Source organism: Brasilonema octagenarum UFV-OR1 (assembly GCF_963888615.1).
GTDB lineage: Bacteria > Cyanobacteriota > Cyanobacteriia > Cyanobacteriales > Nostocaceae > Brasilonema > Brasilonema sennae.
In genome coordinates, this window is the sequence record NZ_CAWPKW010000032.1 from 99,743 (window position 1) to 116,416 (window position 16,674).

Below are 16,674 nucleotides of genomic sequence, written 5' to 3' on the forward strand. Positions count from 1 at the left end.
AGAAAAGGAAATTATCCCTCTCTCCCTTCCTCTTTCCCTCCCTCCCTCTCTCCCGATTCCTACATTTATAAATGCGTATATTTATCAGTACTGGCGAAGTGTCTGGCGACCTGCAAGGATCGCTACTTATTACTGCACTCAACCGCCAAGCTGCGGCGGCTGGCTTGGATTTAGAGATTGTGGCGCTGGGTGGCGAAAAAATGTCTAGTGTTGGAGCCACCCTTATAGGTAATACTAGTGAGATTGGCTCGGTGGGTATTTGGGAATCACTGCCTTATGTGTTACCAACACTCCAAATGCAGCGACGGGCGATCGCCTATCTCAAACAAAATTCACCTGACTTGGTGATACTGATTGACTACATGGGACCAAATTTGGCAATTGGTAATTATATTCGCCGCAACTTGTCACACCTTCGTGTAGTGTATTATATTGCACCACAGGAATGGGTTTGGTCGCTTAATTCACGCAACACCAATATGGTTGTTGGTATAACAGACAAGCTGCTAGCAATCTTTCCAGAGGAAGCGCGTTACTTCCAACAAAGGGGAGCAAAAGTGACCTGGGTAGGGCATCCTTTAGTAGATAGAGTCCAAAACTTTCCCAGTCGAGAAGATGCTCGTGCCAAGTTAGGAATTGCGGAAGATGTGATCAGTGTTGCTCTTCTGCCCGCTTCTCGTCGTCAAGAACTGAAACTTCTTCTGCCTGTGATGTTTCAGGCGGCTCAGGTGATTCAAGCAAAATTACCTAATGTACACTTTTGGATACCTCTCTCTCTTGAAATCTATCGAAAACCTATAGAGAAAGCAATACAGCAGTATAATTTACGAGCTTCCGTGGTATCCGACAAAACTCAGGAAGTGATCGCCGCCGCTGATTTAGCAATCACTAAATCTGGTACAGTTAACTTGGAATTGGCACTATTGAAAGTACCTCAAGTTGTCCTCTACCGACTTCATCCAATCACGGCTTGGATTGCACGGAGTGTGCTCAAAGGTTCTATACCTTTTGCATCGCCACCTAATTTAGTTGTGATGAAGCCAATTGTGCCAGAGTTTTTACAAGAAAAAGCGACTCCAGAGAATATCACCGAAGCAGCGTTGGAAATACTGGTTAATCCGGAACGTAAAAAGCAAATTTCGGCAGATTATGAAGAAATGCGGCAGTGTTTGGGAGAAGTGGGAGTGTGCGATCGCGCTGCAAAAGAAATTTTGCAAATGCTACCAAATTTTGAGGATTAGATTTTCAATTACCTAATATCTTGCACCATGACTTTGTAAACTACCAATGCTTGTATTAAATAGTGTTTAAATTTATTCAAAAATAATATCCCGTTCCAGTTCGTTTTAATGGACTTCGTATATGAGCCTGGGACTTATAGTCCTAGGCGGACGAGAAGGGAGTCAAATAATATGTAATAACTTTGACATTTTTTTTACTAAGTGCAATGTAGGTTACGCTAAAAGTCAATCAGCCAAGCTAGCGGCGCTGCTAACAGCGCCCTTATTCGTTATCCTAAAATTTGCTTGTGAGTAGCTTAAATATCCAATATGATTCACAGTAATCAGAAACAAAGACCTATAGCTGTTGATTTATTTGCTGGTGCTGGTGGCATGACTCTTGGTTTTGAGCAAGCAGGATTTGATGTGCTTGCTTCTGTTGAAATTGATCCAATTCATTGTGCAACACATGAATTTAATTTTCCTTTTTGGGATATTTTTTGTAAAAGTATTATTGATATTACAGGAGTAGAAATAAGAAGGAACTCCTCTATTGGTGATAGAGAAATAGATGTCGTGTTTGGCGGACCACCATGTCAAGGTTTTTCCTTGATAGGTAAACGTATTTTTGATGATCCTCGTAATTCTTTAGTTAAAAACTTTATACATTTAGTTCTCGAATTGCAGCCAAAGTTTTTTGTTTTAGAAAATGTTAAAGGAATGACTCTAGGAAAGCATAGAGAGTTTATTTCAGTCATTATTAATGAATTTGAACAAAGTGGTTACAAAGTGAGCAAAGATTATAAAGTCTTAAATGCTGCTGAATACGGAGTGCCACAGAATCGTGAAAGACTATTTTTGCTAGGTTGTCGTCAGGATTTAGAATTACCAAACTATCCTGCAGCCCTGACTAGACCTGCAAAATTAAATAAAACAGCTTTTCAAAACCAACTACCATTAAGTCCAACAGTTTTTGATGCAATTGGCGATCTACCTGAAGTAGAAGATTATATAGAACTCTTTGAAAAAGATTCGGTGATTGCAGAATTTGGTAAACCAAGCGATTACAGTAGACAACTTCGTGGGCTTTGCTATACAGATAATGATTATTCATATGAGCGTAAATATGATTCTAGAATGCTCACCTCAAGTTTAAGAACAAAGCATACTTTTCAATCTATCAAGAGATTTGAAGCTACTCTTCCTGGAAAAACAGAACCTATTAGCCGCTTTTATAAACTTGCTCCTGAAGGAATATGCAACACACTAAGAGCAGGAACACCAAGGAATAGAGGAGCTTTTACTTCCGCTAGACCAATTCACCCATTCACTTCAAGATGTATTACTGTGCGTGAAGCTGCTCGTTTACATTCTTATCCAGATTGGTTTAGATTTCATGTCACAAAATTGCATGGATTTCGACAAATAGGAAATTCTGTTCCACCATTATTAGCTAAGGCAGTAGCATCAGAAATTATAAAAGTTCTTGGTGTTTGCCCATATAAACCTGGAGTTATACAAGAACTAGGAAACGAAAATTTACTAATGTATGATATGTCTAAGGCTGCTGAACATTACGGTGTTGATTCACGGATTATAGAATTAAGAAAAAGAAATTAGAAAATATTTATAACATTGTAATTGTTAAAATTCCAAGATGACTAACCCACTTGAATTAAATGACTACAAAAAAGAAATAGCGGATTTGTACAGCCGCAGAAGCCAAACCTACGATAATTCAGATTGGCATATTCAGATTGCTCATCGCCTGATTGAGTACGCACAAATCAAACCTGGACAACACGTTTTAGACATTGCAACTGGCACAGGTATGGTCGCGATTGAAGTGGCTCAAATTGTAGGATCTCAAGGACGCGTCGTCGGCGTGGATATTTCAACTGGAATGCTTGAGATAGCAAGGCAAAAGGTTGAAGGATTTGGTCTTGAGAATGTTGAGTTTCAACTTGCGGATGCGGAAGCACTGAACTTTTGCGCCGATAGTTTTGACACAATTTTGTGTTCTTCTGCGCTGATTTGGATGGCTGATATTCCAGCCACTTTGCGCCAATGGATGCGATTTCTCAAAGCAGGTGGACTTATTGGCTTTCATGCATTTGCAGACACTGCTTTTGTTGGAGGCGTTGTTGTGCAGAAAGTTGTCGAAAAGTATGGCGTTTCATTAGCGTTGAGTAAACCAACAGGAACAATTGAAAAGTGCCATGACTTGCTCCAGCAAGCAGGATTTGAGGCGATTGAAATCAAGCCTGAGCAGTATGGTAACTACATCAGCTTAGAGCAAGCAAAACAAATGTGGACAGGAGGTTCCCATCCAGCACCAGGACAATTTCCAAATCCCTTGTCGCAACTTTCATCACAGCAGTTAGCACAAGTGAAGGCTGAGTTTGAGACAGAATTAGAAGCATTAAAAACTGAGCAAGGGGTTTGGAACGATATGACGATTTTTTTTACATTTGGTCGTAAGCCAGTAGAATAGCGAAATATCATGCCCAAGCTCGGAAAAACGTGCCATCTTTCCAAACTGCAGCACTACGCTGCTCGATTGCAGCTAATTCCTTGTCACCAAGAGGTTGGAAAGCTTGAGCAACATTGACGTTATCTTCCAATTGCTTGATAGTTTCAGCCGCAATAACGCAACAGTGAACACCCGCTTGGGACAAACTATATCCCATAGCTTGCTGCATGCCACTTAATCCGCCGGGTTTGAACAACCGACCATAAGCTGGTACTTTCATCGCAATCACGCCAACATTCTTTTGTTGTGCGATCGGAAGAACAACTGGAAGAAATGGACGCGGGTGGTGTTTGTCAGCAGCGTTAACGGGGATAAGCGTTGTGTGGAACGGATAGCGACGCAATCCTTCAGCAATCACTTCTGGATCGTGGTGTCCGGTTATGCCAACAAAGCGGACGAGTTTCTGCTGCATCGCCTCTTCTAAAGCTTTGACTGCACCAGATGAACTAAAGATGGTGTTGAGTTCTTCGCGCGAAGAGACGTGATGCAATTGCCACAAGTCAAGATGATCTGTGTTTAAACGTTTAAGACTTCTTTCTAACTCTCGCCACGCACCATCACGATCTCTTTTATCTGTCTTGCTTGCCAGAAAAATTTTTGACCGATAAGATGGTAGTACTTTCCCTAAATAATCTTCACTTGGTCCGTAGTCAGCTGCAGTATCAAAGTAACGAATGCCAAGTAAGAGTGCTTTCCTGATAATTGCGACAGCATCACGTTCTTTCCCTTCCGAAGACAGAGGCGTTTGACCTGCTCCTCCTAAGCCAAAAATGGGAACTTTTACGCCTGTGCGTCCCAGCACTCGTTCTGGCATAGTCGCTGGTGGTTTAGCAGTGTCAGCAACTTGTTGTTGCAAGGTAGATGCTCCTACAATACTGCCTGTGACAGCAACACCAGTGATAAGGAAGTTACGCCGCGTCGTGTTTCCTGACATAGTTTGCTTACTGGGATAAATCTGCTTTTCTTTCTGTATATTAGCCCAGAGTCACTGTGGGCAGTGGATTGTAAAAACTAATTCAATACGGCATTTTGCCTAGCAAACTCCCGATGAATTTGATATTGGATAATTTTTTGCTGTGCCATTGAGTAATCCTGACTAGAAGCTGGCACGTTTTCTAAAAGTCTAATTGCTTGTTCCCACCGATTAAGAACAATTTGCCACTCATCTCTACTTTGCGCTGACTTTGTTAGCTGTGCTGCGACTTTACCTTTGCTAATAGCGCGATCAAAAGTGTTATCTTTAGTTTTAGCACCAGGTTCAGGAGTAAGTCCTAGTGGTCTTTCTAAAGAGATACTTGTAGATGAGAAAGTTTGTTTCACTTCTGGTAAGTTAGCAAACAGATATACCCATAAAACAACTATAGAAATTAAACCAAATCTGAAAAATCTCTTGGGCAACTTTCGATTTTTCACAATAAAATCAACGATGGTTGGCTTTTTCGTTGGTACTTGAGCAGTTTTTTGTATTTCTGTAGCATCAGTTTTCTTTAACTGGGTGTCATCAGTCTTAACATCGGTTGGCGCATCATTTCTTGTCTTTGCGCTTTCCGATTGAGCATCATCAATATCAGCAAACATCAAATGGAACTTAAATGAATACTCAATTTGGTAAAAAATAGCAGCGCTGATGATCCAGAAAATAGCAAAAATTGCTTGTATGTTTTTGTGAGGTTGAGTGTGGCTGTTAATGATTGTTTCGTAGTTGAGTTTAAATAAAGGTAAAAAAGGACTAGAAAGCAAGATTGCAATTAAAGTAGAAAGGACAAACACAAGCCAACTATATAAACTTTCCCACCAACTTATCAATCCAGGAACAAATCCTTTGATATTGATTATCCCTTCTCCTGGAATAGCGCTGATGAAGCGACTAATAAAAAAGTGATGAAAAAAGGCGATCGCAGGTATCGGTAATATAGCGACTAATATTACCGATATGGTAAGTAGTTCTGGGTTGTCTGACCATTTAGCGAAATTAAAGTCCAAACCATTGCTACGCCTTATCAAAGCGACCAACCCAGTCATAAACATTGATAATATCAAGGCGTTTAACCAAGAACTGGGGTAAGGAAACCATCTGGGTAATTTAAGCTTTTTCATCTCACACCTACTTTGCTTGACTTAAATGGACAAATGTCTACATTTCCAAAAGACAGGGTAGTTGCGCAGCTGGTTGTTGCTCGACCTGATCATTGCAACATTAGACTGTAACATATCGACAGCAAACTTTTGTTGCATTAAACAATACTGGTGTGCTAATAAGCAACCTATGGAATCTCATATAAAAATGTATTTTATTGCATCTATCCAAAGTATGAATTAAAATCTCTTAAGAAAAAAGAGTAAAGTTATACACTTCCAGATTCAGAACAATTTCCCAAACTCCAAAATTTCAACTCAAGCTATAAATATGAAGATTTCCCAACGTCATGCTTGGTCTTTAACAGTGGATGAAGCTAGAAACATTCAAGAAACGCTTAGATATGAGGTCATTACCGAAGATAAACTCAAACAACCTATACAGTATGTAGCTGGGGTAGATATGGGTTTTTAAGCGGATGGGACAATTAGCCGTGCAGCTGTCGCAGTGCTAAGTTTTCCTGATTTACAGCTACAAGAAACAAGCCTAGCACGCCGTCCGACAACATTTCCCTACATCCCTGGCTTCCTCTCATTTCGTGAAATACCTGCTGTACTAGATGCACTGGAAAAGATTCAAACAATACCAGATCTTATTTTGTGTGATGGACAGGGAATAGCCCATCCTCGAAGATTTGGTATAGCTTGCCATTTGGGTTTAATTGTAGATATACCGACAATTGGTGTTGCTAAATCGTTGCTTGTTGGTAAGTATGAAGACTTGCCAGAAACACGCGGTAGTTGCGTACCACTCATAGATAAAGAAGAAACAATTGGAGTTGTTTTACGGACGCGTACAAAAGTAAAACCACTTTATATATCTAGCGGTCATAGAATTAGTTTACCTACGGCAATTGATTATGTATTGCGTTGTACCACAAAATATCGATTGCCAGAAACAACACGCATTGCTGATAAACTTGCCTCTTCAAAATAAGCCAGAGAAATTCTATCTCGTCTGTTGCAAGATACCTATTATCGCGATTCAAGATCTCAATGAAATGACAGGTAGCTTGCGAGAACAAGTATCCAGAATTGAAGTCAGTTGTTCTAGACTAGAAAACTCCAAGCTTTTTGCGAACTGGGACTTTTGCCAGGAGCAACAGACCTTGATGGGTAAGACCAACAGAACTAGCAACTGCTGCATACCCTTACGCAAAGTATCCTATAAATTATGACTCCTGAAACAATCAATAATCCATTTCTCCGTCTTAAAGTTCGCTCTTTGCTGCTGCGACTTTTCCTCATATCTTTTGTCCTTGGTTTGGCGCTGGGGCTAATTCAAGTGACCAAACCGTTGAATTTCAATCCTCAAGTCTTAAATCTCGTCCTTTACATTTTCGTGTTTGGCTCACTTTGCCTCTGGATACTGGCAGACTTCAAGCGCTTAGGAATTCACCTTAACTACGTTGTTGGTCGATTGCCAAATAACCATAAGTGGTTGCCGAAGGTAGGCTTAGTTATTCTGTTGATTTTATTTTCTATTGGTTCCTACTTAGTCTTGTTGTACCTACTGTCATTAATGGCTCCATCACTTGTAGATAGAATCCTATATGACGTTGCCAAAACCCCAATACCTCAAAGGACTGCACCAGTGTTGTTCAATTTGCTGCAAGCGATCGTGTTAGTGGTTGTCGCCCCAATTACGGAAGAATTCCTGTTTAGGGGGATTATTTTGCAGCGCTGGGCAAGTAAGTGGGGCATTCAAGCAGGATTGTTGGGTTCATCGCTATTGTTCGGCATTGGGCACGCGAATTTTCTGGGATTGTCTATGGTAGGAATGGTTTTAGGGCTGTTGTACATCCGGACACGCTCACTGATCGTACCCATTGCCTGTCATGCAATGAATAATTCTTTTGTAGTGGTCATGAGCCTGTTAAATACTGTTTCAATACCTACCCCAACCATGAACAACTTAGAACAATTACGTCATAGCTTGTGGTTAGGTATCCTGTTTATAGTTCTCTCGTTACCTCTTTTAGTACGCTTTGTTTCCCAAAACTGGCCACGCAAAGATGCTGCTATGCCTTACTTCATCAATTCTTCGCAAAAAGAGTCATAAAAAAATTACACAATAGATATAGAAATGTATAGAATCTTATAAAAATATAAAAAACACATTTTAAAGATGCAGACATTTGAAGCAAGTTCCTTAATGCATCTGTCAGCTGTACCAAAACGTTGCCAGCCTCTAAAAATTGTGGCGTTAGGAGATAGTTTAGTATATGGATTTGGCGATCCAGAAGGAGGCGGCTGGGTCGAACGACTACGACGATGTTGGATGTTAGCAGATAGCCCAGGTCATGTTCTTTACAATTTGGGGGTGCGGGGCGATCGCATTCAGCAAGTATCACAAAGGCTAGGAGTTGAATTTCGCCACCGTGGTGAACTGCGAAACCAGGTTCCCGACTTGATTATTCTTTCAGTAGGAGTCAATGATTCTGCACGGCTAGGTCGTCTCAACGGACGAAACTATACAGATTTTGCGGTTTTTGAATCACACATTGCATTTTTACTTGACCAGGCACAGCAATTATGTCCGGTTTTATTCGTAGGCATGGTACCAGTTGATCAAGCCAAAATGCCATTTATGAATTGCTTTTACTATAATCATGCCGACCAGCACCGTTACAAAGAAGCGATCCGAGTTGCTTGTACCGCAAGAAAAATTCCCTATCTCGATATTTTCCAAAAATGGATGGAGCGCACTGAAGCTTGGAGACTCAAACGTTTGAGCAAAGACGGTCTTCATCCAAATACACTTGGGTATCAAACTCTCTTGGAAGATGTTATCAGTTGGGAAGCGTTTGCTTCTTACAATTTTAGTTCGTGTGAGTGAAAACTAACTGCTATAGAAACCCTAGACAAGTCTAGACATTTGCTTCTTTCTTCATAGGGAGCATGGGAGCGGTTATCCCTCAGAAAGCATTCACGTCTTAGCCAGACGCGATACGCCACATGCTAACTCCTGCCCAGACGCTGTGCGTATGCCTACGGCACGCCTTACGTCTAACGCCCTTGGCGTGCGCTTTGCGCTTACAAGCCGGAAAACCCTAGTGGAGCAATGGCTCAGGTTGATTGCGGCATTTAAATCCCTATCAATTACGTGTCCACAATGCTCACAATTGTAGACACGTTCACTTAATAGCAAGGATTCTTTTTTACAGCCACATCTACTACAAGTTTTGGATGATGGGTACCATCTATCCGCTAAAACTAACTTGCTTCCAAACTTCTTGCATTTGTATTCAAGCTGTCTTTTGAATTCATAAAACCCAGAGTCAGCTATGGATTGCCCAAGTTTATGGTTTTGCATCATGCCATTTACTGCAAGTCTTCGATTACTACAAGCGCGTGGTTTTTGCATAAGTAATTCGTGACTTAATGAAGCGAGTCTTTGCGAATGCTTGAAACGCGGTTATGATGCTTAGCTAGTTTGATTTTTGCCTTATGACGATTGCTACTACCTTTGGTTTTTCGCGCCAAAGCTTTAGACAATCGCTTCAGCTTTTGAATGTTTTTCTTATAGGCTTCTGGATTAGGGAATGTAACGCCAGTGCTAAGCGTAGCTAGTTCCTTAATGCCTAAATCCACTCCTACAACATCTACAGACTTAGAGCTTGGCTCAGTTTCGACACAGTGTGCAAACGCAATGTACCAGTCATCTGCTATCCGAGATATTGATAACTTAGTCGTCGTAGTATGGGGCAAACCTTCGCAAGTCTTAACCCAGCCAATGGTCGGTAACTTAACACGTACGCCGCCTATAGGAATGGGTTTTCCAGCTGCGTTAATAGTAAAAGAATCATTCTGACCTTTGTTTTTAAACCTAGGATATCCTCCCAGGCCCTTAAAGAATCGGTCATAGGCAGCACCTAGTTGGTCAAAAGCATATTGAGTTATTTTTTGACAAATACCTTTGTGTTTGATCCATTCCAACTGAGTTTTCACTGAGTTGTTAAAGAACTTTTTGAGCAGGAATTTATTCGGCTTGAATCCATCTTGATATAAGTTCTGCCAAGTCGCCAAACCCCAGTTATAAGTAAACCGCGCTATGCCTGCGTGTTTGCTCATTATTGTTTTTTGCTCTGCTGTTAGCTTCAACTTAGTCTTGATGGATAAAAGCATTGAGCGACCTCAAGGTTTGCCACATAAATATTAGTATACTAATATTTAAAAGTTTTAAAGGACTTTTAAAAGAAAAAACAAACTTGGTGCGCTTCCTTTCAATGAAGAGCCGTTTGACAAGTCTCCTGTCTGTCTTAAAGTGCGCGAAGGCGTTAAAGAAAAGTTAAAAGCCATTCCTGACTGGCAAGAACAGCTAAGAGGTCTCATTGATGAATTGATTAAAAATACGGGAGATATTTGTAAATGAATGACTATGTTTGTCTAGGTTATTTGCTACTTAGGACAAGCTCTAAGCTAATCCGCATTCAAGCTGCAATATAGACGTTATTTCCCTTATGTTTTATTTTGCGATGCCAGTTAATAACTAACTCACCTTGATTTAATAACTTATTTAGTAAAGATTTCAATTCATCTAATGACTTAAACAAACGATGAGCGATGTATTCTTTACATGAATGCCAGACTAATTCAATCATGTTATAATCAGGACTGTAAGTCGGTAAAAATTCTAAAATAAAATTAGGGAACTCTTGAGATATTTTAGCGAGAATCTCCTTACGTTTATGAAAACTAGCATTATCTAAGATTAAAATAATCTTAGATCCAAGCTTTGAAAAATCTTCCGAGCGGTTTCCTTTGTTTACCCACTCTTGTTTGATCAACTCATTTAAGTGTTGTAATTGCTCATAAAAAATATCTGCATTACCTTTTTTAATAAAAAAACATACCCGCTTACGATCTGCTTCTCTTATTGCTCCCATCACATTAAGACGACCATGCCGCCGTTGACCGGGAAGATTTTTACGTTTTCCTTTCTTACCCCAATTCTGACGTCGAATCACACGTAAACTAAAACCACTTTCATCCCAAAACCATACCTGTAAACGCTCTGGTTGTTCTCGTGCTATTGATAAATATTGAACAAGTTTTTCTTTAAACTTTGCTCTCTCTACTGGATTTTGTTTATCTTCTAAGTCATATTTAGCCCAAATATAACTATACTTTTTTTGCTTTAATATCCTCCTCACTTGCGAGCTACTTAATTCAATCCCAGTTTGCTCACTTAAATATGTGGCTAATCTTTCTGCTGTCCATCTTCCAAATTCGTAACCCAAATCTGATGGTTCTTTATCAACTGTTTTTAATAATAGTTCAATGTATTCAGGAGTCGCTTTCCAGTAATGCTCGTACTCTCTTTTATTATGTAATGTTTCTAGATTATCTGGGTCTCCGTGCATACACCAATATGCTACTGTTCTAAGCGAACAACCTAAAAAATTAGCAATTTCTTGTTGTGTTCTCCCATCATTTTGGAGCAGAATAATTAAAATTCTTTCTCTAACGTGCGGTAATTCACTCTCTTTTAGAGCTTGTTGTAGCTGAGTAACTTGTTCCGGCGTTAAAAAGTTCCTTGCTGGTGGTGGCATAGTTACTTTTAGGTTACTTTACCTTTTTATTATGCAACTTAAATGCCGATTAGCTTACAATCTCATCCACTGGCTTAAACTCCTGTACCTTTGGGTAGATGTAAGAAGGACTCTTAAATATGCTAGATTTAATCGCTGCTATCCCACGTAGTATCGTTCGAGCGCTATTCAAAATCAAAAGTATCTGCACCCCTTGTTGACGTGAAGGCAACTGTTCCGCAAGACATATTTATCGGCGACAGCGAGATTGCAATGCTGATGCGATCGCACTCCTGGTCAACTTTCAAACGCAGTCAAGTTCACCGATGTCGGCGGACCAGTAGACATCCGATTGCAGCGCGTTGGATCTTGTGCCCAAATCACCGTCAGCGATACGGGTAAAGGCATTCACCCGGACTTTCTCCCCCATGTGTTTGAATACTTCCGCCAAGCAGATGCTGCTCAGCGACATTGGCATGCCAGAGATGGATGGCTACACACTCATGCGTCAAGTGAGAACTCTGCCACCAGAGCAAGGTGGGCAAATTCCGGCAATCGCCCTCACGGCATATGCCGGGGAAATTGATTATCAGCAGGCAATTTCAGCAGGTTTTCAACAACATATTTCAAAACCAGTAGATCCAGCAATATTAGTTGAGGTCACTTCCAACTTAGTTGGACGCAGCGATTAACTTAAGCAAAAGAAGCGATTGTCAGAAAACGCACTTCTATGGGGCGATCTGCGCTTCGCACAGCAGCGAAGCGATCGCTCGTTCGATCACCATCAAATCATTATTCAGACTGTTAATAACTCTGAGGAGCTGATCAATCTGATTTTTGAGACTTAAGCCAGTTTCTTGATAAATGTACTTCCGATTCAAAGCCTCACGAGCCAAATCCAAACGTTCTTTTTTCAAAGCTACCACAGCGACTTGATGCCATGGTTGGATTTCATCTTCAGCTTGCTTGTACTGTAATTCCAATTGCTTAAGGTTTGCTGTAGCGCTGTCAATGCTTTGCTGTATGCTGGGTCTTATTTTGTAAAGAGTGTCGGATTTGTCCAGAACTTTCGATAAACCGTAAACCCCAAGTCCAACCACTGCGCCTGCAGTCACGACATGAGCCATGCCTATACTAAAACCCGCTGCAACCACAACTAATCCCATATTTCCGATTGTTGCATAAATACCCGCACCGCCAGCTGAGCCAAGTGCTGCTGCACCTACAGCCAAAGGGTCTTGATTTTCCACTCCTTTTTTGAGTCCATAAGCAGTAGCTCCAGCAACCGTCCGCGCAGCTATCAAATGAGGGGCATAAATTCCCACGGCTGTGCCTATACCAGCTAGACCCATGTTCCCAACCATAGCAGAAATTCCCGCACCCGCTACACTCACATCTTGCACCAATAAAAAATGATGTTGTTTTGACACACAGTAACAACCCTAAAATCCTTATTTAACCTATAAAAGCCAAGAAAAAGACTGTAGCTTTATTGCACTGCTTTTAACTAAACCCAGGGTTATACGGAAAGGTGCAAGATCTGAGTACACCTCCTCCAGCAATAAACATTTCTCCTTCTATCCGGTTGAAATTGCCTGCAATATCATTCAAGTTTGCTTTTATGACTCGGTTAACGCGTTCGCTTAATCCCATAGTTTTTCTTTCTTTTTGGCTTATTTAAGCTTTTCTAGCCCTGTCCTTAGTCAACCTTCATGCTCATATCTGATACTTACGCAAAGCGTATGCCACTTTGTTACTTGGTTCATTAGACATTTGATAGAAATAGGTAATGCATACTGATCCATAACGGGCTTTGCAAGCTATAACGGCGCTTGTTAACAACAATTAACGCCACGAATTACTATAAGTAAACTAGATAACGTTGACTTGACATATTAAAGGGTTATAAAGAATCATCTTTAGACCACTGGATAGTCGATTGTGAGGAAAACATGCAGACAGTTATTCTCGTTCTCGTTGAAGTGCTAATTGTTATCGGACTGTCACGCCTAGTAGGACTCGCCTTCCGGTGGATTAACCAACCATTAGTCATTGGAGAGATTGTTGCTGGGATAATGCTCGGACCATCTCTTTTTGGTTTGGTTGCTCCAGGATTAGCATCTACCTTATTTCCACCCGAAACAATTCCCTTCCTGAATGTGTTGTCTCAGGTAGGGTTAATTTTCTTCATGTTTTTGATTGGGTTAGAGTTAAACCCGAAATACCTCAGCGGCAATTTAGAGGTAGCAATCTTAACTTCTCACGTCAGTATTTTAGTACCGTTTTCATTAGGAACGCTGCTAGCAGTTCTGCTGTATCCTCTAGTATCCAATGCTAGTGTGTCGTTTACCGCCTTCGCACTGTTTCTGGGAGCAGCAATGTCGATTACTGCTTTTCCAGTATTAGCACGGATTATTACTGAGAACAATTTGCAAAAAACACGTTTGGGAACTTTGGCGCTGACTTGTGCTGCAGTAGATGACGTCACTGCTTGGTGTTTGTTAGCAGTGGCTATTGCTGTTGCACATACTGGTAGTTTTGTCAAAGCTATTCCCACGATTTTATACTCCCTGATCTACATCGGCTTCATGATGACAGTAGGGCGAATTTTCTTGAAACGCCTTGCCAACTACTACCGTCGGACTGGACGCCTCAGCCAATTAGTTCTAGCTTTGATTTACATGGGAGTGGTTGCTTCTGCCCTAATAACTGAACTGATTGGTATTCACCTCATATTTGGGGCATTTTTACTAGGAGCAGCCATGCCAAAGAATGCAGGTTTAGTGCGGGAATTAGCAATAAAAACCGAAGATTTTGTGCTGATATTTCTGCTACCAGTGTTCTTTGCTTATAGTGGTTTGCGGACGGAAATTGGTTTGCTGAATAAACCAGAATTATGGGCACTATGCTTAGCTGTGCTCGCAGTGGCAATCATAGGTAAATACGTCGGAACTTATGTAGCAGCGCGTGTCAGTGGTATAGATAAGCGAGAAGCCTCAGCACTAGGTTGGTTGATGAATACTCGGGGCTTAACTGAGCTGATAGTGCTAAATATTGGTCTGAGTCTTGGAGTCATTTCGCCGCTACTATTTACCATGTTGGTGATAATGGCACTAGTCACAACATTTATGACTTCGCCACTGTTAGAGCTGACTTATCCGAAAAAGCTGATCAAGTTGGATGTGGTTGAGCAAGAACCAGAAGAAAAAGAAACAAGCACCTCTGGTGGTGAAGATTTTTACAATCGTCCTTACGGAATTTTGGTTCCAGTCGCAAATCCCAACAGCCAAAAAGGTTTGATGGAGTTGGCTGTTGCGATCGCAATCAACTATCGACAACCCGCCGTCGTTTACCCACTCAGTTTGATTGAACTGCAAGAAGACTATGGCTTTGAAAGTACTCCACAAGAAGCAGATCGAGTTATTACACAGCGTCGCCAACAGCTAGAAGAATTGATTTCACGTCTAGAACCATCAGAAGCACGCTCCTATATGCATCCTATTGTTTGCACATCGAGCAATGTTGCACGAGAAACAGCACGGATTGCCTTACTTGAGCAAGCTAACTTAATTTTAGTAGGATGGCATCGTCCAGCTTTTAGTAAGAATCGCTTAGGTGGACGAGTTGGTCAAATTCTCACCAATGCACCAGTAGATGTAGCGGTGTTTATAGATCGAGGACAAGAGCGTTTAGAAAGGTTGTTGGTTCCTTATTCTGCAAACATTCATGACGATTTGGCAATGATACTGGCTTTGAGACTGCTAATAAATCGTGATACCTGCCGATTACAGGTTTTACAGGTTGTAGCAGAGAATCAAGTCAGAAATGAACTGAGTTACGAGCTTCACAACGTGATGGAGCAATTGCCTCAAAGTGTACGCGATCGCATTGACATCAAAATAGTGGAAGCTATAGAGCCTATTCAAGCTGTAGTCGCAGCCTCTGAAGCAGTTGATCTGACTATTGCTGGTACGAGTCGCGCTTGGGGTATCGAACGTCAAACCCTGGGAAGATACACAGATCAACTAGCTATTGAGTGTCGCTCCTCACTACTGATTACTCGTCGCCACAGTCAAATTAGTTCTCATATTACTTCCATTCTTGCTAACGATAAATTAGAGATCATCAATTAGCTCAATAGTGAATTCTGAATGATTAATAGAAAAAATATAACGTTTCTTCTGACATCATTCAGGATTCATTATTCTCCTTTGTTTTCTATCACCCTTTATCTTCAGAACCATGAGTCATTTCAATCTTAAATCTTTGACTTTCTACGCTGTGGCAATAAGTTCAGTACTGCTTTTGTTTAAAGTAGTAACTGCTTATGGAGAAAGTAGTCTAAAAGCACCGCTTGAGATTGACAGCAACTATCGCCTCATGTTGAGTGAAAAATTACCCATCTGTGATCAATCGGGTTTTTTGCTCTTAAATCTTCAGCAATCAGGAATTTACTTAAATGGTTTATTAGTGCCAGACAACTCCATAAAAACTTCAAAAGTGTCTAAAAAATCTTCACTTATGGGTAAAATTAAAAATCAAGAATTGAATTTATCTGGAACAATTCAAAAGCACATTCTATGTAATACTCCAAATGTTCAAAAACAAACAAACCTTATCCCAGTCAAACTACAAATTCAGTTGGTAAAGAAACGAGATTTAATAGGCAAAATCAATGTCAGTGATAATTCCAAAACGATTGGATTAACAGCAATCCCACAAAAAACGAAAGAAAAATCTGAGGAGCCAAAGAATCATTGAACGGGAGCATCCCAAAGGTGTAAAATTATCTTATTTTCTAGTGTGGGCAAGATGCCTGCTTCAGTTATAAATTAGGGAGCAAGATGCTCCCAATAGCGTTTTTTGCAAAATTGGGATGCTTTCCATTGAACACCCCCTACTCCCTTAGGTGCAAGATTATCGATCCTCAGATCTTGCATCTAAGGGAGTAATAGCATTTCTATAAATCCGTCCAAAATATAAATGAGGCACAAAAAAGTGGTAGGCGGTGAGGTTATTTCTATGTATCTTCATACTGGAGTTTAGACTAAAGGCAGGCGATCGGTAAACAAAGGAAAGCATGTGTTGTTGGTATAAAATTTTGGGAAAGGCAGTCTGTGATTAACACAGACCCCCTTGGGCAGAAGATGAGAGAAGAACGACCAACTCTCACCTGCCAATATGAAACTTGTCAAACTTCAAGAATTTCGTCAAGCCGCTTACAAGCTTTTAGGCAAAGCCCATGATGCTA

The 16,674-nt window shown here is 40.7% G+C and carries 14 protein-coding genes and 2 pseudogenes; 9 read left to right on the top strand and 7 right to left on the bottom strand.

The window, feature by feature from the left end; genetic code table 11:
- Window positions 1–71: 71 nt before the first annotated feature.
- The 3 genes from lpxB (at window position 72) to AC5590_RS02085 (ending at window position 3,714) form a co-directional block, all read left to right on the top strand.
- Window positions 72–1,241, top strand: coding sequence for a lipid-A-disaccharide synthase (gene lpxB / locus AC5590_RS02075; protein WP_169262915.1), 1,170 nt, complete (start codon window positions 72–74; stop codon window positions 1,239–1,241).
- Between the two features lie 309 nt (window positions 1,242–1,550).
- The gene (locus AC5590_RS02080; protein WP_169262916.1) at window positions 1,551–2,840 is read left to right on the top strand and encodes a DNA cytosine methyltransferase; all 1,290 of its coding nucleotides are present in this window, start codon (window positions 1,551–1,553) and stop codon (window positions 2,838–2,840) included.
- A gap of 37 nt (window positions 2,841–2,877) precedes the next feature.
- A complete protein-coding gene (locus AC5590_RS02085) occupies window positions 2,878–3,714 on the top strand; it encodes a class I SAM-dependent methyltransferase (RefSeq protein WP_169262917.1) in 837 nt (278 codons plus the stop codon).
- 7 nt (window positions 3,715–3,721) lie between these two features.
- Here AC5590_RS02085 and AC5590_RS02090 read toward each other — a convergent pair whose 3' ends face one another.
- Window positions 3,722–4,687: an aldo/keto reductase gene (locus tag AC5590_RS02090; RefSeq protein WP_169262918.1), complete on the bottom strand. Its 966-nt coding sequence runs from the start codon at window positions 4,685–4,687 to the stop codon at window positions 3,722–3,724.
- Window positions 4,688–4,764: 77 nt separating this feature from the next.
- A complete protein-coding gene (locus tag AC5590_RS02095) occupies window positions 4,765–5,850 on the bottom strand; it encodes a hypothetical protein (protein ID WP_169262919.1) in 1,086 nt (361 codons plus the stop codon).
- 310 nt (window positions 5,851–6,160) lie between these two features.
- Here AC5590_RS02095 and nfi point away from each other — a divergent pair.
- The 3 genes and pseudogenes from nfi (at window position 6,161) to AC5590_RS02110 (ending at window position 8,728) form a co-directional block, all read left to right on the top strand.
- Window positions 6,161–6,826, top strand: a pseudogene (gene nfi / locus AC5590_RS02100) (deoxyribonuclease V).
- A gap of 237 nt (window positions 6,827–7,063) precedes the next feature.
- On the top strand, window positions 7,064–7,951 hold the full coding sequence (locus tag AC5590_RS02105; RefSeq protein ID WP_169262920.1) for a CPBP family intramembrane glutamic endopeptidase: 888 nt from the start codon (window positions 7,064–7,066) through the stop codon (window positions 7,949–7,951).
- 66 nt (window positions 7,952–8,017) lie between these two features.
- Window positions 8,018–8,728 (top strand): GDSL-type esterase/lipase family protein, encoded by a 711-nt coding sequence (locus tag AC5590_RS02110; protein ID WP_171976442.1) that lies wholly within the window; start codon window positions 8,018–8,020, stop codon window positions 8,726–8,728.
- Window positions 8,729–8,818: 90 nt separating this feature from the next.
- Here AC5590_RS02110 and AC5590_RS02115 read toward each other — a convergent pair whose 3' ends face one another.
- The 3 genes from AC5590_RS02115 to AC5590_RS02125 all read right to left on the bottom strand — a co-directional run bounded on the left by AC5590_RS02115 (window position 8,819) and on the right by AC5590_RS02125 (window position 11,444).
- Window positions 8,819–9,256, bottom strand: coding sequence for an RNA-guided endonuclease InsQ/TnpB family protein (locus tag AC5590_RS02115; protein WP_348982672.1), 438 nt, complete (start codon window positions 9,254–9,256; stop codon window positions 8,819–8,821).
- A 14-nt stretch (window positions 9,257–9,270) separates the two neighbouring features.
- Window positions 9,271–9,963: an RNA-guided endonuclease InsQ/TnpB family protein gene (locus AC5590_RS02120; RefSeq protein WP_282453037.1), complete on the bottom strand. Its 693-nt coding sequence runs from the start codon at window positions 9,961–9,963 to the stop codon at window positions 9,271–9,273.
- Window positions 9,964–10,322: 359 nt separating this feature from the next.
- The gene (locus AC5590_RS02125) at window positions 10,323–11,444 is read right to left on the bottom strand and encodes an IS630 family transposase (RefSeq protein ID WP_169262921.1); all 1,122 of its coding nucleotides are present in this window, start codon (window positions 11,442–11,444) and stop codon (window positions 10,323–10,325) included.
- Between the two features lie 280 nt (window positions 11,445–11,724).
- On the opposite strand from AC5590_RS02125, the pseudogene AC5590_RS02130 reads away from it, so the two are divergent.
- A pseudogene (locus AC5590_RS02130) lies at window positions 11,725–12,115 on the top strand (hybrid sensor histidine kinase/response regulator); the annotation flags it as partial.
- Window positions 12,116–12,151: 36 nt separating this feature from the next.
- Here AC5590_RS02130 and AC5590_RS02135 read toward each other — a convergent pair.
- Together AC5590_RS02135 and AC5590_RS02140 are read right to left on the bottom strand one after the other, a co-directional pair.
- On the bottom strand, window positions 12,152–12,853 hold the full coding sequence (locus AC5590_RS02135; protein ID WP_169262922.1) for a PspA/IM30 family protein: 702 nt from the start codon (window positions 12,851–12,853) through the stop codon (window positions 12,152–12,154).
- 73 nt (window positions 12,854–12,926) lie between these two features.
- On the bottom strand, window positions 12,927–13,076 hold the full coding sequence (locus AC5590_RS02140; protein WP_169262923.1) for a hypothetical protein: 150 nt from the start codon (window positions 13,074–13,076) through the stop codon (window positions 12,927–12,929).
- A 299-nt stretch (window positions 13,077–13,375) separates the two neighbouring features.
- Between AC5590_RS02140 and AC5590_RS02145 the strand changes: the two genes are divergently transcribed.
- A complete protein-coding gene (locus AC5590_RS02145; protein ID WP_169262924.1) occupies window positions 13,376–15,556 on the top strand; it encodes a cation:proton antiporter in 2,181 nt (726 codons plus the stop codon).
- A gap of 109 nt (window positions 15,557–15,665) precedes the next feature.
- Window positions 15,666–16,184: a hypothetical protein gene (locus AC5590_RS02150; protein ID WP_169262925.1), complete on the top strand. Its 519-nt coding sequence runs from the start codon at window positions 15,666–15,668 to the stop codon at window positions 16,182–16,184.
- Window positions 16,185–16,674 lie beyond the last annotated feature (490 nt).

Bases quoted from the DNA above. Each gene is read 5' to 3' on its own strand.
- AC5590_RS02140 (WP_169262923.1), bottom strand. From the start codon at position 13,076: ATGGGATTAAGCGAACGCGTTAACCGAGTCATAAAAGCAAACTTGAAT.
- AC5590_RS02085 (WP_169262917.1), top strand. From the start codon at position 2,878: ATGACTAACCCACTTGAATTAAATGACTACAAAAAAGAAATAGCGGAT.
- AC5590_RS02125 (WP_169262921.1), bottom strand. From the start codon at position 11,444: ATGCCACCACCAGCAAGGAACTTTTTAACGCCGGAACAAGTTACTCAG.
- AC5590_RS02120 (WP_282453037.1), bottom strand. From the start codon at position 9,963: ATGAGCAAACACGCAGGCATAGCGCGGTTTACTTATAACTGGGGTTTG.
- AC5590_RS02115 (WP_348982672.1), bottom strand. From the start codon at position 9,256: ATGCAAAAACCACGCGCTTGTAGTAATCGAAGACTTGCAGTAAATGGC.
- AC5590_RS02110 (WP_171976442.1), top strand. From the start codon at position 8,018: ATGCAGACATTTGAAGCAAGTTCCTTAATGCATCTGTCAGCTGTACCA.
- AC5590_RS02105 (WP_169262920.1), top strand. From the start codon at position 7,064: ATGACTCCTGAAACAATCAATAATCCATTTCTCCGTCTTAAAGTTCGC.
- AC5590_RS02090 (WP_169262918.1), bottom strand. From the start codon at position 4,687: ATGTCAGGAAACACGACGCGGCGTAACTTCCTTATCACTGGTGTTGCT.
- AC5590_RS02145 (WP_169262924.1), top strand. From the start codon at position 13,376: ATGCAGACAGTTATTCTCGTTCTCGTTGAAGTGCTAATTGTTATCGGA.
- lpxB (WP_169262915.1), top strand. From the start codon at position 72: ATGCGTATATTTATCAGTACTGGCGAAGTGTCTGGCGACCTGCAAGGA.
- AC5590_RS02150 (WP_169262925.1), top strand. From the start codon at position 15,666: ATGAGTCATTTCAATCTTAAATCTTTGACTTTCTACGCTGTGGCAATA.
- AC5590_RS02095 (WP_169262919.1), bottom strand. From the start codon at position 5,850: ATGAAAAAGCTTAAATTACCCAGATGGTTTCCTTACCCCAGTTCTTGG.
- AC5590_RS02080 (WP_169262916.1), top strand. From the start codon at position 1,551: ATGATTCACAGTAATCAGAAACAAAGACCTATAGCTGTTGATTTATTT.